The following is a 14,542-nucleotide window of genomic DNA, read 5'->3' on the forward strand; positions in this document are numbered from 1 at the left end:
CCTCCCATTGAGATATTTTTTTGTAATATTAAGCCAAAGACAGAAAGTACATGGATTTCAGAACACAGATTATTAACGCATCGGCAGAGAGTTATGAAAAATTTCTACCTCACATTTCTGTAGATACCGTCGTCTTTGGCTTCGACCAAGGTTCTTTGAGAATCCTTTTACTAAAAATGAACTACAATAAAGAGTGGTTTCTTCCTGGAGGCTATGTAGGGAAAGAGGAAGATACTGACGAGGCGGTCAAACGCGTACTTTATGAACGCTCGGGTGTAAAGGATATCTTCTTGGAAGAATTCGCTGTATTTGGAAGCCCGCAGCGCAGCCAGCAATCCTTTGCGGATTACCCCGACACACTGTGGAACAAACAGCGTTTTATTTCAATTGGTTACTACGCGCTGGTAAATTACAAACATGTTGTTCCTCAACCTGATTCCTTAAGTGAGACCTGCCAGTGGATCGACTTTAAGGACATCACTGAACTTAATATCACCATGGACCACCGCAAAATCATCAACAAGGCTCTTCGGACTCTTCGCGAGCGGCTTTCTTACAAACCAATAGGATACAATTTACTACCAGACAAGTTTACACTGCCCGACTTGCAAGGGCTCTACGAAACAGTACTCGGTAAAAAACTTAATCGAGGCAATTTTTATCGTAAAATGAAAAACATGGGTATCCTTCAAAAACTTAGCGAACAGCGGAAAGGTGGAGCCCATAAAGCTCCCGACCTCTATAAGTTCAACGTGGAAACCTATAATAATATCTTACAGGAAGGCTTAAATACCTGGTAGTACAATTACCTATACTTTGATACCAAATTTATAATAGACTACAGCATAGTCACCACTGACACAGGCCAACATTCTACCATCGGCTAAACTATCCCGCAAGAAACTGAAAGTCGCAGTACTGAAGTCCAGCCTTTACAATTGATCTATACAATATATTTATTGACAATATTTTCCAAATCTTCCAAATCAAAAGGTTTAGATAAAAAATCATCCGCTCCAGCACGATCTGCTAGGGATTGAATATCGTTGTTTGCCGAAACGTAAATTACAGGAATATGGCTAAAGCGCTTATCTGATTTAAGCAATCTAGTCGCTTCAACACCACCTATGTTTGGAATCCAGTTATCCATTAAGATAAGGTTGGGCTCTGCAGATTCCACCTTTTGGATAATATCATGTGAAGTTTCCGAAACTTCAACATGGAAGCCTAAATCTGTCAAAACAACCGTTATAACCTCCAAAATAATGGTATCGTCCTCAAATATCAATACCGTTTTTGCTTTACTCATATAAAATAGTTTATGTATACCTTCATTGTTTTACATCAGACACAAAAGATTCACGCCTGCCTGCACCCCCCTATAAGGTATAAAGTTTTTTCCAAATTTTTTGATCCCCTACAGGTGTAAAGTTATGCTGAATACCTGAAAATCGTATGGTTTCTTTACTACCTAATGCCAAATATCCTAAATTTTCTAGACTCGCGTCGAATAATTTAAAGACACGCTCCTGCAAGTCCTTATTAAAATAGATCAAAACATTGCGACAAAGGATTAATTGAAAGCTATTAAATGAAGTGTCTGATACCAGATTATGGGTAGATAAAATCATTTTTTGCCTTAGGTCGGCATTGAATTTCGCCCATTCATAATTTGCTGTATAATATTTCGAAAAATCCTGCTTTCCTCCAGATTCTATATAATTTTCAGAGAAAGATTTTATCTGGCTCAATGGATATACACCATTCCGGGCAATATCAAGTACCCGTGGATTAATATCCGTTGCATATATCAATGACTTGTGATACAGATTCGCCTCTTTTAGCAAAATGGACATCGAGTAAGCTTCTTCTCCTGTGGAGCAACCAGCAATCCACACACGGATCAACGGGTATGTACCCAATTGTGGTAGAATTTCCTCCCGTAGCTGACGAAAGAATAAAGGATCCCGAAACATCTCAGTTAAGTTAACGGTAATCTCTTCTACAAAGTGCTGCAAAAATGCAGGATTGTCCTTTAATACAAAGCGAAGTTCAGCAAAGCTTGCCAAACGGTCATTCGTCATGATCCGATTAATCCGCCTCTTCATCGAGGCACGGCTATACTGCAAAAAATCATACCCGTAGTCTCGATAGATATCTTCAAGCAAAATATCTATTTCATGGTCTTTTATGATACTATAGCCCAACATTTAGATTAACTGTTCAATTTCCCCCATCAATTTATCGACATCAATCGGCTTCGAGACATACGACTGGGCTCCAGCTTTCAAGCATTTCTCCCGGTCTCCACTCATCGCTTGTGCTGTCACGGCAATAACCGGAATTTTGCCCATCAAACTCGAATTACGAATTAGCTGAATCGCCTCATAGCCATCGATTTCAGGCATCATCATATCCATCAATATCAACGCCACACCTTTATTCGCCTCCAAGATCTCCATAGCCTCGCTCGCACTCGTGCTGCTCAACACCTGATATCCCTTAGCTTTCAACGTCAAACGCAATGCAAAAATATTGCGTTGATCGTCGTCCACAATTAATATTACCTTATTCTGATCCATATATCAGTTGTCCTCAATTTTCATATAACCACACACGCAATAAAGACAAGAGTTGGTCAATATCCACCGGCTTCGAGATATAATCCGAAGCCCCTGCCTGAATACACTTTTCACGATCCCCGATCATCGACTTTGCCGTAACAGCGATAATTGGTAATCTTGCATAGTCCGCATGTTGTCTGATATTCTTAATCGTCTCATAACCATCCATCTCAGGCATCATCATATCCATCAATACAATATCTATAGGTTCTCCGGACATCAATACCTCCAACGCTTCTTTACCATCCATCGCGGGAATTACCTTTACTTGAAATTTCTCCAATGCTTTGGTCATCGAGAAGATATTCCTAACGTCATCATCAGCGACAAGAACCTTCTTGCCCTTCAATACGTCGGTCAGAGCTCCAAGCCCATTGTTCTTCCTCCTAGCGTCGTCTGAATTATTAACCTCAATCAAATGAAGAAACAAGCCTACCTCATCCAGAATCCGTTGATAAGAATGAGCCGTCTTTACAACAACTGAGTCTGCATATTTTTTAATTTTCAACTCTTCAGCCTTGGACAGATTCTTGCCTGTAAAGATAATGATCGGCAAGTTCTCCAGTCCTTCATGTTGTTTGATTGCTTCCAACGTATGGTAGCCCATTTCATCAGGTACTCCCATGTCCAAAATCACACAGTCCACATCCGCCGTACGTAAAGCTGTAATGCTATCCTCTACATTATCTTTTACTTCAAGTGATATATTAAAACTACTTAAGAAATAAGACAATGCACTTGCATGCTTTGGATTTTCCTCAACAATAAGTACCTTCTTCGGTGAACGACTTAATGCCGATTCAATTCTTTGGAATACCGAAGTCATTTGTTCTAAGGCAACAGGCTTATTAATAAAATCGATCGCTCCTTTTAATAAACTTTCTTTCTTCACCTCAAGCGAAGACATAATATGAACCGGAATATGCCGTGTAGCCTTATCGCCCTTCAACTGATCCATGACAGCCCATCCATCCATAATTGGCAATTGAATATCGAGCAAAACAGCAACTGGGTGATATTTCTGGGCTGCAGGGAGTGCATGGTCACCACGAACAACAACTACACCTTTATAGTTTTGCGTATGTGTATATTTCAAGAGTGCCTTGGCAAAATTAATATCATCCTCCACGATCAAAATCACCTTATCCCCCTCCACAACCGTATCCCGATCATCTGGAATCTCCTCGGGGATCCTAATCGTGACCGGATTATAGGTATCTTCTTTAACAATCTCAATGACCTCTTCTACTTCCGAAGATATCTCCTCAACCAATTGCTGCTCCTTGGTCAATAGCTCTTTGACTTCAACTTTAGACTTCGGAATAATAAACAAAAACGTACTGCCTTTGCCAACTTCGCTTTCCAACCGGATTTCTCCACCCAGTAAGCGCGCGATCTCGCGGCTAATGGAAAGCCCCAATCCGGTACCACCAAACTTCCTTCTGGTTGAGCCATCAGCTTGTTGAAAGGCTTCAAAAATAATTTTCTGCTTTTCAAGTGGTATACCAATACCCGAATCGACTACAGCGAACACCAATCGATCACTATCGCTTGGGTCTTCATAGATTTCCAGACGTACTTCGCCTTCTTTGGTAAATTTAATCGCATTTGAAATCAAATTACGGAGTACCTGATCTATGCGAAGCCTATCTCCCTGAAATCTCCGGTTGACCTTATCGCTGATATTCGTTTTTAGCATCAAGCCTTTTTCCTGTACAATCGGCAAAAACAAACTATTCAAATCCGACAATATATCATTCAGATCCAACGACGCATAATCCAAGGTCATCTTACCCGATTCAATCTTGGAAAGATCCAGAATCTCATCGATCAACGTCAACAAACTCGTTCCCGAACTTTGAATGACTTTAGCCGATTCAATCTGATCTGAATTTAAGTTTTCCTCTACATTCTCCGATAGCAAGCGCGATAGAAGTAATATCGAATTGAGCGGTGTACGGAGTTCGTGGGACATATTAGCCAAAAACTCGGATTTATATTTAGTACTCAACGCCAACTCTTCGGCTTTCTGTTGAATTTCCTGATTCCGTTCGGCAATCATTAAATTTTTATCTTCAAGCAATCGCGAGCGTTCCTCTAATTCTTGATTCGACTGCATCAGTTCCTCGTGTTGCACTTTGAGCTCTTCCTCTGACGACTGCAAACGCAATGTCTGCGCTTCCAATTCCGTATTCAGGCTTTCAAGTTCGGCATGCTGCGTTAACAGCTCTTCAGACTGTACCTGCGTCTCTTCCAACAGTGCTTGAATCTTCGCCCTTCCCTTTGCTGAGAGCAGGGCGATACCAATCTGTCGGGCACATTCAGTCAAAAATGTATGCTCTAATACTGTAAAAGGCTCCATCTGGCCAATTTCCAATACGCCCAGCACCTGACCATCAACCAGCATCGGTAAAAAAAGAATATGCTGCACACCAATCTTTCCATTGGCAAAACTGACTACATAATCCGTAGCATTTAGATTATGTAGTGCCTTGGGTTCACGATCCAAAAATACTTGCCCGATATAACCTTCTCCCGGCAGAAAATACTTTTGAGTCTGCATATCCAGGCCATATCCCCCTGATAGTTGCAGCTTCTCATCATTAAAAATATAAATTGCACCACTGACTGACTCCGTATAGCCGACAAGACTTTTAATGGAATCCGTAGCAATAATATCTTCACTCTTATTTCCCATCAATCCCGTATAGAGTTTAGCATAACCTGCATGAAGCCAGTCGTTATCCGTTAGCTGATCAAATGATTTCTTTAATGATTTGGACATTCTGTTGACCGATTTGGCAATTGCACCCAAATCGTCATCTTCAATCTCCTCTGCCTTGACATCATAATCCCCCAATGCAATACGATTAGTAATCCTCTGAACCAAATTTAGTCGTCTAGAAATACCTTCATCCTTCTCACGTAGTGATTTTTCAAGCGCGGAACGTTTCAAGAAGTCTGCACGTAATCTAAAATAAAAATAGGATGTAATAATAAGAGAAAGCAGCGCACTGATGATAATAAACAAGGTTGTGATAAACGAAGAATTGTCCAGATCAGCCGACTTCTTGTCAATATTATCGTCCTCATAATGAATAATAGCCTTGATAATTGCCCGACACTTATCCATAGCCATCTTACTTTCATCCAAATGTGCTAAACTTACAACTCCACCCTTTCTTTTAATATCAACAGACTCCTTTAAAATAGCTAAACGCCATTGTGCAGCACTCAATAGGCTATCAACCCGAACTTTTTGTACGGGATCCATTTTGGTCAGTGCTTCAACTTCCTGCAATTCTCCAGGAAGGCTTTTAAGTGCCATATTAAAGGGTTCCAGGTAACTTTCCTTGCCTGTCAGAAGAAAACCTCTATTCCCCGTCTCTGCTCCTTGCAATGAGCTAAGCAGACTATTCGACGTACTGATAATTTTGCGTGTAATAGCAAGTTCCTGACGGTGTCTATTCTGTTCCTGAATACCTAGATAGGATGCCGTAGAACTGATTAGCAGAATAATCAAAGAAAAGCCTATGCCAATCGTTAAATTATTGATTGTCTTATTATTTGGCATCTACAGGTAAATTTAATGGTAAAGTAAAATAGAAGGTGGCCCCTTGCTCACCTGAACTTTCTACAGCAATCGTGCCCTGGTGGCTACGGATAATTTCGGCACAGATATATAGACCTATCCCCAGTCCCTGAAAATCAAATGATGTTTCCTCCACGCGGTAAAACTTCTCAAAAACATCGGCTTGCTTCTCCACAGGTATCCCTATGCCAAAATCAATCACACTGATTTTCACAGCATCCTCAACGAGAGTGCAGTCAACGATGACTTTCTCGGTTCCCGCAGCATATTTATATGCATTCGTCAGAAAATTAACCAAAACCTGCTCGAGACGAATCTCATCGCCGTAAATCAGCAAATCGCCAATATCTCCCTGGCGATAAAGTACCATATTGCTCTGATCGTGTGTTTGAATAATCGAATCAATGGCGCTCTTGATCATATGCTCGAGTGAAAACACCTTCTTATTGATCAATAGCTTGCCGTTATCGATCTTTGATAGATCGAGGAGATCACTAATTAAACTATTGAGTTTATCAACCTGCCCCTGAACGCGGTTCACATACTTTGCTTCAGCACTCTCTTCCTCAAGCTTAAGCTTGCGGTCCAGCAATTGCATATAGGCCTTAATGCTCGTCAAAGGGGTTTTCAGTTCGTGACTGGCGATACTCAAAAATTCATCTTTCTCTTTTTCCGCCCGCTTCTGGGCGTCAATATCGGTAAAGGTCCCTACCCAGTTGCTTTCGCTATTTTCTAAGATTGGCCATACACGCAACAAGTGGTACGAATATTCACCACAAACGCTCTTTTTCAAGCGAACTTCCATCTCCAGTGGTTTGCCCGACTGAAGACTCGCATGGAGCTCGGCTGCAATAGACCGATCGCCTGGATAGGTTTGCGGAAAAATAGCGGCATCGTCCGAAAACTGAAACCAACGGCCATTAACAAAATCAATATTCCCCCTGTTATCACAGGTGAATGCAATTTGAGGCAAGGATTCTAAAAGAGTATGCAGATAATCCACTTTGGACCGGAGCTCTTTCTGTGCCTGCTTACGCCGCTCTACCTCAAGTTCCAACGTTTGCTGAACGTCTTTCAGGGCCTGGGTTTGCTCATATAAACGATAAAATGTCTTGACCTTCAACAGGAGAATATCTGGATCAACCGGTTTGGTCACATAATCCAATCCACCCGAATCATATCCCTTTGTGATAAAGCGCTTGTCGGTATTCACTGCCGACAAAAATATAATCGGTGTCTCCTTCGTTTTGCTAAATCCGGCAATATTTTCAGCAACTTCAAAGCCATCCATATCCGGCATCTGCACATCCAATATAATGAGTGCGTAATTATATTTTAAGATCTTTTTTAATGCTTCTTCGCCAGATTGAGCGGTATCAACTTTAAAATTTTTGGATTCCAGCAATTTTTGTAAAGAGTAAATATTATCCGGATTATCATCGACAATTAATATCATAGTGTATTAAAACTTAGCATCAAGGTTAACAAATCTAAAAAAATTAACTGAATACCCCCAATATAAATAAGCAATCGCAGCGCCAAATTGAAAACGCGACAAATAAGTAAAACTTTAGCGCACGAAAGCCTGTTTTAATGAGATATGATACGTTTCACATCAAAAGGTATTTATTGCGTTCCGGGCAAGTTTTATCTCGATCCATGGCAGCCTGTAGATCTGGCCGTTATCTCCCATGGACATGCAGACCATGCCCATGTGGGAATGAAGAAATACCTGTGCCATCATTTTACGGTCAATATCCTACGAAGCCGCATAGGTCCAGACATTCAGATTCAGGGCCTAGCCTACAACGACGCGATATCCATCAATGGCGTCCGGGTATCACTCCACCCCGCTGGGCATATTATTGGTTCTGCCCAGATACGCCTGGAGTATAAAGGTAAAGTTGTCGTTTTTACGGGCGATTACAAGATTCAGGACGATGGCTTGTCCACACCCTTTGAACCCATAAAGTGCCATGAACTTATTACAGAAAGTACATTTGGCCTCCCAATTTACCGTTGGGAATCTGTCGCAGCGCAAAATGAACGCCTACAAACTTGGATTAAAACCAACCAAAGCAACAAAAAAACGTCCGTGTTTATCGGGTATTCACTTGGAAAATCCCAACGTATACTCAACGCTGTTCATGAAATGGGCCCTGTTTATGTCCATTACAGCATTGCTAAATTAAATGAAGCCTACAGTTTGGCAGGAATAAAATTGCCGGACTATCACATCGCCGACTTAAAATCGGACCTCAAACAACTAGACAATCAGATTGTTCTGCTTCCACCAGCCTTGCTGGAAAGCCAATTGCTCCAAAAAATACCACATGTAGCTTATGCGATCTGCTCGGGTTGGATGCAGATCCGAGGGGCGCGAAGGTGGCGCAGTGCCGACGCTGGCTTTGCGATCAGTGACCACGCCGACTGGACAGGCCTGCTACAGGCTGTCCGTGGCAGTGCCGCAGAAAAAGTCTATGTCACTCATGGACAGACGGCGACATTCGCCAAATATCTCAATGAAATCGGCGTTGAGGCCGAAGAAGTGACCACACACTATGGTGATGAAGAGGATCCGCAAACCCAGACAACTTAGATAGCCTATGAAAGAATTTGCCACATTGATCAATGCGCTTGATAGCAGCAATAAGACCAATTTGAAAAAAGAGGCTATATTGGACTTCTTCAGAACGGCTACAGAAAAAGACAAAATCTGGTTCCTGGCCCTGATGACCGGTAAAAGACCCAAACGCAGCATCGCAATAAAGGACCTCAAAACATGGACTTTAGAAATTACAGGAATCCCAGAGTGGCTATTTATTGAATCTTATGCCGCTGTCGGCGATCTCGCCGAGACCCTGTCCCTACTGCTACCACCGCCCGCAATGTTGATCGAAAAAAGTCTGGGTGAATGGATGGACGAGATCATCGCCCTCCAGGATGCCACCATAACGGAAAAGAAAGCTTTTGTGCTCCGTTCCTGGAATACATTAAACACAGTGGAGCGCTTTATTTTCAATAAGCTTCTCGGCGGCAGCTTCCGACTCGGTGTTTCCGCCAAGGGACTAATCAACACAATCGCACATTATGCGAATACCGAAGCAAGCGCCGTGGCGCATAGTATTATGGGGCAATGGAATACACATGAGGTTGAATTCGACAAACTAGTCAAGGGTGCTTACAGCAACACCAACCGCTCCAAACCGTATCCCTTCTGCCTTGCTTATCCTTTAGAAAAAACACCCGAAGAACTTGGCCCGATAACGGAATGGCAAGCGGAATACAAATGGGACGGTATACGTGGCCAGATTATCAAGCGCGAAGACGAGATACATATTTGGTCTCGCGGCGAGGAACTTGTAACCGCACAGTTCCCCGAAATTACCGAAGCTCTCAATCAGTGGAAAGGAAATTTTGTACTCGATGGTGAGATCCTCGCTGTCAAAGATGGCCGAGTGCTGAATTTCTCCGAGCTACAAAAACGGATCAACCGAAAGACCATCCCCAAATCACTACGCGAAGAAGTGCCTATTTCTGTCTATCTATATGATATCCTGGAACTGAACGGCATCGATCTGCGCAATGAGCCCCTTACCTATAGACGTGCGCTGCTGGAGCAATGCTATGCTGCAAACCCTCCAGGTGCATTACAGCTGTCACCTTTGATACATGCGGCAGACTGGTCCGCGCTCCAAAATATCCAGGCAACATCCCGTGCGCTAAACAGCGAGGGACTGATGCTGAAAAAGAAAGACTCACCCTATTATACAGGACGCAAAAAGGGTGGCTGGTGGAAATGGAAAGTCAACCCCATGAGCATTGATACCGTACTCATTTATGCACAGAAAGGAAGTGGCCGTCGCAGTGCACATTATACCGATTATACTTTTGCAGTACGGGATGGTGATCAGCTTGTAACAATTGCCAAAGCCTATTCGGGGCTTACAGATCAAGAAATCCTGGAGGTGAGCCGCTTTGTAAAACAAAATTCACTGGAAAAATTCGGCCCTGTAAGAACGGTCAAACCGGAACTTGTTTTTGAGATTGCCTTTGAAGGCATAGGATACAGCAAACGGCACAAATCGGGTATTGCACTGCGTTTTCCAAGGATATTGCGCTGGCGAAAAGACAAAACAGCAGCAGAGATCGACGATCTTGAAGAGGTTAAGAAATTGATACAATAAAGAATAGAAACAATAGATATTGAACACAACGTTAGCACATAGTGAAGGGTTTCGAATTGTCAACGGCTATTTCGAAACCCAAGGAAAGGTCCCCTTTAGCTTTCAGACCAAGGCCTGGGAAAAGTATAGCCAGGGATATAGCGGACTGGTTATTGCCCCTACGGGTTTCGGAAAAACCTTTTCCCTTTTTATGGCGGTACTGATGGACTTCCTCAATCATCCGGAACACTATCAAAGGGGTCTAAAGCTCCTCTGGATTACACCCCTACGCTCCCTGGCCAAAGATCTTGCCCGGGCCATGCAAACAGCAATAGACGAAATTGGACTCGACTGGATCGTACAGGTCCGTAATGGTGATACCGACCCCAAGATCAAAGCGCAGCAAACCCGCTCCATGCCCGACGTTCTGCTCGTTACTCCAGAAAGCCTGCACCTACTGCTTGCTCAAAAACAACGCGACAAATATTTTAAGAATCTGCGATGTGTGACGGTAGATGAGTGGCATGAACTTATGGGCAACAAACGGGGCGTGATGGTCGAGCTGGCACTTTCCTTCCTGAAATCGTATACGAAAAACCTGCGCGTCTGGGGTATCACAGCGACCATCGGTAACCTTGATGAAGCCATGGAAGTGTTGCTTCCACAAGCTGCAAAACGTATCCAGATCGTTGCCAAGGAGAAAAAGAAAATTGCCATCAAACCGATATTCCCCAGCACAGTGGAGCTCCTTCCTTGGGCAGGGCACCTCGGTGGAAACCTCGTCGATCAGGTCGTCCCGATTATCCTTGCTAGCAAAAGCACGATCCTCTTTACCAACACGCGTAGTCAAAGTGAAATGTGGTACCAATTGCTACTGGAGGCTCACCCCGATTTTGCCGGACAAATCGCCTTACACCACAGCTCCATTGACGCCCATATCCGCGAATGGATCGAAGACAATCTCAGCAGTGGCAAACTTAAAGCAGTTGTATCGACCTCTTCCTTGGACTTAGGAGTGGATTTCAAACCCGTTGATACAGTCATACAGGTTGGCTCGAGTAAAGGTGTAGCCCGGTTTATGCAACGCGCTGGAAGAAGCGGCCATAGCCCTTTCGAAACCTCTACGATTTATTTCGTCCCCACGCACTCCCTGGAGCTCATCGAAGTCGCCGCCCTTAAGGAGGCCGTAAAAACGCAGACGATCGAAAACAGGGATCCTATGGTTCAAACTTTCGATGTGCTTGTTCAATTCATGGTAACCATCGCCTTGGGCGGAGGATTTCGTTCGGAAGAACTGCATGCGATCGTCGCCAATACCCATGCCTTTCGCTACATGGATACGGAAGAATGGCAATGGTGCATGTATTTTATTACTGCAGGTGGAAAAATAGGCAAACGCTACGAAGAATTTCACAAGGTTATCCAAGATGAAGAAGGCAAATGGATCATCAAAAACCGTCGTCTTGCACTGCTCCACAGGCTCAATATCGGTGCTATTGTCGGTGATGCCATGATGCGCGTAAAGTTTCTCTCCGGTGGTTACATCGGCATGATCGAAGAATACTTTATCAGCAAACTTAAAAAAGGTGAACGCTTTATTCTTGCGGGGCGGATACTCGAACTTGTGATGGTCAAGGAAATGACCGTATTTGTAAGAAACTCATCGGGTAAAGCCATTACTCCAAGCTGGCTTGGTGGCAGACTTCCCTTATCGTCCAACTTGAGCCATTTCCTAAGAAAAAAATTGGCTGCGGCAACAGAAGCTCCTTCAAGTGAAAAAGAGCTTCATTTCCTGGCACCACTGATCGAAAAACAGGCCGAACTTTCGGCCGTGCCGAGCGAAGCGGAATTTCTCGTCGAACATATCAAAACCAGGGAAGGCCATCATTTGTTTTTCTACCCCTTGGAAGGCAGATTGATCCATGAGGTCATGGCAGCACTTATCGCCTACCGCATCAGCAAGTTGTATCCCATCAGCTTTTCCATGGCCATGAATGACTATGGCTTCGAACTCTATTCCGACAAAGAGATCCAGCTCAGCCAAACGCAGCTCGAACAGCTCTTGAGCCGGACTAATTTGATGGATGATGTGATCAGCAGTCTAAACGCTGCAGAGATGGCCAGCCGCAAATTTAGGGATATCGCCGTCATTTCGGGACTGGTTGTCCAGAACTACCCAGGCACACAGCAAAACAACAAATCATTGCAGGCCTCCTCAGGGATTATTTTCCGTGTACTGATGGAACACGACCCCACCAACCTTTTGCTCAAACAAGCTTTTTCCGAAGTGTTCAACCAGCAACTGGAAGAACATCGATTAATAAAAGCATTTGAAAGGATCAATCATAGCAAAATACGCTATACCTTTGTTGAAGAGTATACGCCATTGAGCTTTCCGATAAAGGTGGATAGCCTCCGGCAATCCCTGTCGAGCGAAGCCTTGATTGAACGGATTCAACGCATGGAAAAGACCAATGCTCAAAAAAAGAAGCGCAGAAAATGAAAATCGGAGAACAAACAATTACCTTCAATAAACAGGAATTAACCCTTAACACACAGCGATCTATATACTGGAAAGACCAAAAAACATTGATCTTGTCCGACCTGCATCTGGGTAAAGCAGCGCATTTCAGGAAGCATGGCATTGCCATCCCCATGGATATAGCCATAACCGACCTCAATCGACTAGAATCCCTCATAGCGTACTATCAAGCCAAACAAGTCATCGTTGTTGGCGATCTTATTCACGTAGGCATCAATCAGGAAGTACTTTTGTTGGAATCATTCAGACAACGACACCCGGAGCTCCAGCTTCACCTTGTGAAGGGCAATCACGACCGCTTATCACAACAAATGACCACCCGTTTCGGTATAGTGCATCACAAGGAAATTTTTGAAACGCAACAGATTCAATTTAAACACCATCCCGCTGATGCTGCAGATTCATCTTCTTTTCGGATTAGTGGGCATATCCATCCAGGTATCAGCCTGGTTATTCCACCGAAACGACAGGTTCGCCTACCTTGTTTTCTCGTATCTGATCATCAGATTATCCTTCCCGCTTTTAGTACTTTTACGGGATTGGACAGTAAAGACCTGTCTTCCCTATATCAAAGCTATGCTATTTCGGACGATCACATCTTCCCGATCAGAAAAAACTAATCCAAGGCCCAGCTTATATTACATCTTGAGCTCTCCAGGTGAGATACCGTAATACTTTTTAAAAGCACTGCTAAAATTATTTTGGTGGCCATAACCTGTCAACAGTGCCACCTCATAGACCGTCATTTTATCTTCGAGCAGATAACTTTTGGCTTTTTCCATACGCACCCGTGTGAGATAGTCGTGAATGGTCACTGAAAAATATTCCTTAAAGTCCTTACGCAGTTTACTTTCACTTGTCAGCACCTCTGCTGCAAGTTCTTTTTGCGTCGGCGGATTGGCAATACGCTGTTCAAGAATCTGCCTTGCCATCTCCAGTCGCTGCACATCCTCCTCATGAAAGAGCGAATCACTGCTTTCCGTTTTCTCATTGTATTGCTCAAACTGATACATCAATAGTTCAACAACACGTGACTCCGTATGTAATCGACGGATCTCCCCTTTCTTTTTGGATTCAATCAGCTCAGTTATGGTATGCTGCATCTCGTAGGTTGCCATCAGATCCTCCTCCGAAAACGACACATACTCTCCCTTTTCGATCTCATGCACAAATTGCTGATGCAATAACGAATCGCGTTTGATCAGATTGAGGTAATACTCTTTGGAAATAACAGCTATAAAATACGTGTATTCAATACCGGGTTCCACTTCATGAATGGATTTGACAGAAGGAATGTAGCGTATATTATGCCGGCTCATGCCATACGGCAATTTGCTATCTGTCGGCTTAAAGAAAATAAACTGGCTAGTTATGGTCTCGCCCTCGATCTCCGTAAGCACCTGCACTGGCCGATCAAACTGCATTTTCGAATGCAGGATAAACAATCCTGAAGTCGATAGCTGAAAATTCTCCATATGGACAGGATCTTTGGATATGGATATCCTATTTTCCACCAAAGGTTTGTCGGGAACATAGCCATCCGGAATTTCTTCTTCAAAAAGCCAATCTGCCAACTCTACTATTTTACTTTTCACCAACATGATTACAAATCCTAAAT

11 protein-coding genes are annotated in these 14,542 nt (G+C 43.3%); 5 read left to right on the plus strand and 6 right to left on the minus strand.

Annotation, left to right across the window (positions count from 1 at the left end):
- Nucleotides 1–50 precede the first annotated feature (50 nt).
- Entirely contained in the window at nt 51–800 is a 750-nt protein-coding gene (locus GVK91_RS03375; RefSeq protein WP_159726911.1) for an NUDIX domain-containing protein, read from the plus strand.
- Nucleotides 801–943: 143 nt separating this feature from the next.
- Here GVK91_RS03375 and GVK91_RS03380 read toward each other — a convergent pair whose 3' ends face one another.
- The 5 genes from GVK91_RS03380 to GVK91_RS03400 all read right to left on the minus strand — a co-directional run bounded on the left by GVK91_RS03380 (nt 944) and on the right by GVK91_RS03400 (nt 7,672).
- Nucleotides 944–1,309 (minus strand): response regulator, encoded by a 366-nt coding sequence (locus GVK91_RS03380; RefSeq protein ID WP_153847546.1) that lies wholly within the window; start codon nt 1,307–1,309, stop codon nt 944–946.
- A gap of 70 nt (nt 1,310–1,379) precedes the next feature.
- Nucleotides 1,380–2,210: a protein-glutamate O-methyltransferase CheR gene (locus GVK91_RS03385; RefSeq protein ID WP_159726913.1), complete on the minus strand. Its 831-nt coding sequence runs from the start codon at nt 2,208–2,210 to the stop codon at nt 1,380–1,382.
- The gene (locus tag GVK91_RS03390; RefSeq protein WP_159726915.1) at nt 2,211–2,582 is read right to left on the minus strand and encodes a response regulator; all 372 of its coding nucleotides are present in this window, start codon (nt 2,580–2,582) and stop codon (nt 2,211–2,213) included.
- 13 nt (nt 2,583–2,595) lie between these two features.
- The gene (locus GVK91_RS03395; RefSeq protein ID WP_159726917.1) at nt 2,596–6,198 is read right to left on the minus strand and encodes a response regulator; all 3,603 of its coding nucleotides are present in this window, start codon (nt 6,196–6,198) and stop codon (nt 2,596–2,598) included.
- The gene (locus GVK91_RS03400) at nt 6,188–7,672 is read right to left on the minus strand and encodes an ATP-binding protein (RefSeq protein WP_159726919.1); all 1,485 of its coding nucleotides are present in this window, start codon (nt 7,670–7,672) and stop codon (nt 6,188–6,190) included. Before GVK91_RS03400 ends, GVK91_RS03395 begins: the two co-directional genes overlap by 11 nt.
- 144 nt (nt 7,673–7,816) lie before the next feature.
- Here GVK91_RS03400 and GVK91_RS03405 point away from each other — a divergent pair, with 144 nt between their 5' ends.
- Genes GVK91_RS03405 through pdeM form a run of 4 tightly spaced genes read left to right on the plus strand, consistent with a single transcriptional unit; the run spans nt 7,817 to nt 13,544 of the window.
- Nucleotides 7,817–8,815 (plus strand): ligase-associated DNA damage response exonuclease, encoded by a 999-nt coding sequence (locus GVK91_RS03405; protein WP_159726921.1) that lies wholly within the window; start codon nt 7,817–7,819, stop codon nt 8,813–8,815.
- 7 nt (nt 8,816–8,822) lie between these two features.
- Nucleotides 8,823–10,403: an ATP-dependent DNA ligase gene (locus GVK91_RS03410; RefSeq protein WP_159726923.1), complete on the plus strand. Its 1,581-nt coding sequence runs from the start codon at nt 8,823–8,825 to the stop codon at nt 10,401–10,403.
- 19 nt (nt 10,404–10,422) lie between these two features.
- Nucleotides 10,423–12,885: a ligase-associated DNA damage response DEXH box helicase gene (locus tag GVK91_RS03415; RefSeq protein ID WP_159726925.1), complete on the plus strand. Its 2,463-nt coding sequence runs from the start codon at nt 10,423–10,425 to the stop codon at nt 12,883–12,885.
- On the plus strand, nt 12,882–13,544 hold the full coding sequence (gene pdeM, locus GVK91_RS03420) for a ligase-associated DNA damage response endonuclease PdeM (RefSeq protein ID WP_159726927.1): 663 nt from the start codon (nt 12,882–12,884) through the stop codon (nt 13,542–13,544). Before GVK91_RS03415 ends, pdeM begins: the two co-directional genes overlap by 4 nt.
- An 18-nt stretch (nt 13,545–13,562) precedes the next feature.
- Here pdeM and GVK91_RS03425 read toward each other — a convergent pair whose 3' ends face one another.
- Entirely contained in the window at nt 13,563–14,525 is a 963-nt protein-coding gene (locus tag GVK91_RS03425) for an AraC family transcriptional regulator (RefSeq protein ID WP_075992433.1), read from the minus strand.
- Nucleotides 14,526–14,542 lie beyond the last annotated feature (17 nt).

It is taken from the genome of Sphingobacterium sp. 18053, from assembly GCF_902706145.1.
In the GTDB taxonomy this organism is placed as follows: Bacteria; Bacteroidota; Bacteroidia; order Sphingobacteriales; family Sphingobacteriaceae; genus Sphingobacterium; species Sphingobacterium paramultivorum.

What these genes read in the sequence shown, in the direction of transcription:
- GVK91_RS03375 (WP_159726911.1), top strand. Translation starts at nt 51, where the DNA reads ATGGATTTCAGAACACAGATTATTAACGCATCGGCAGAGAGTTATGAA.
- GVK91_RS03380 (WP_153847546.1), bottom strand. Translation starts at nt 1,309, where the DNA reads ATGAGTAAAGCAAAAACGGTATTGATATTTGAGGACGATACCATTATT.
- GVK91_RS03385 (WP_159726913.1), bottom strand. Translation starts at nt 2,210, where the DNA reads ATGTTGGGCTATAGTATCATAAAAGACCATGAAATAGATATTTTGCTT.
- GVK91_RS03390 (WP_159726915.1), bottom strand. Translation starts at nt 2,582, where the DNA reads ATGGATCAGAATAAGGTAATATTAATTGTGGACGACGATCAACGCAAT.
- GVK91_RS03395 (WP_159726917.1), bottom strand. Translation starts at nt 6,198, where the DNA reads ATGCCAAATAATAAGACAATCAATAATTTAACGATTGGCATAGGCTTT.
- GVK91_RS03400 (WP_159726919.1), bottom strand. Translation starts at nt 7,672, where the DNA reads ATGATATTAATTGTCGATGATAATCCGGATAATATTTACTCTTTACAA.
- GVK91_RS03405 (WP_159726921.1), top strand. Translation starts at nt 7,817, where the DNA reads ATGATACGTTTCACATCAAAAGGTATTTATTGCGTTCCGGGCAAGTTT.
- GVK91_RS03410 (WP_159726923.1), top strand. Translation starts at nt 8,823, where the DNA reads ATGAAAGAATTTGCCACATTGATCAATGCGCTTGATAGCAGCAATAAG.
- pdeM (WP_159726927.1), top strand. Translation starts at nt 12,882, where the DNA reads ATGAAAATCGGAGAACAAACAATTACCTTCAATAAACAGGAATTAACC.
- GVK91_RS03425 (WP_075992433.1), bottom strand. Translation starts at nt 14,525, where the DNA reads ATGTTGGTGAAAAGTAAAATAGTAGAGTTGGCAGATTGGCTTTTTGAA.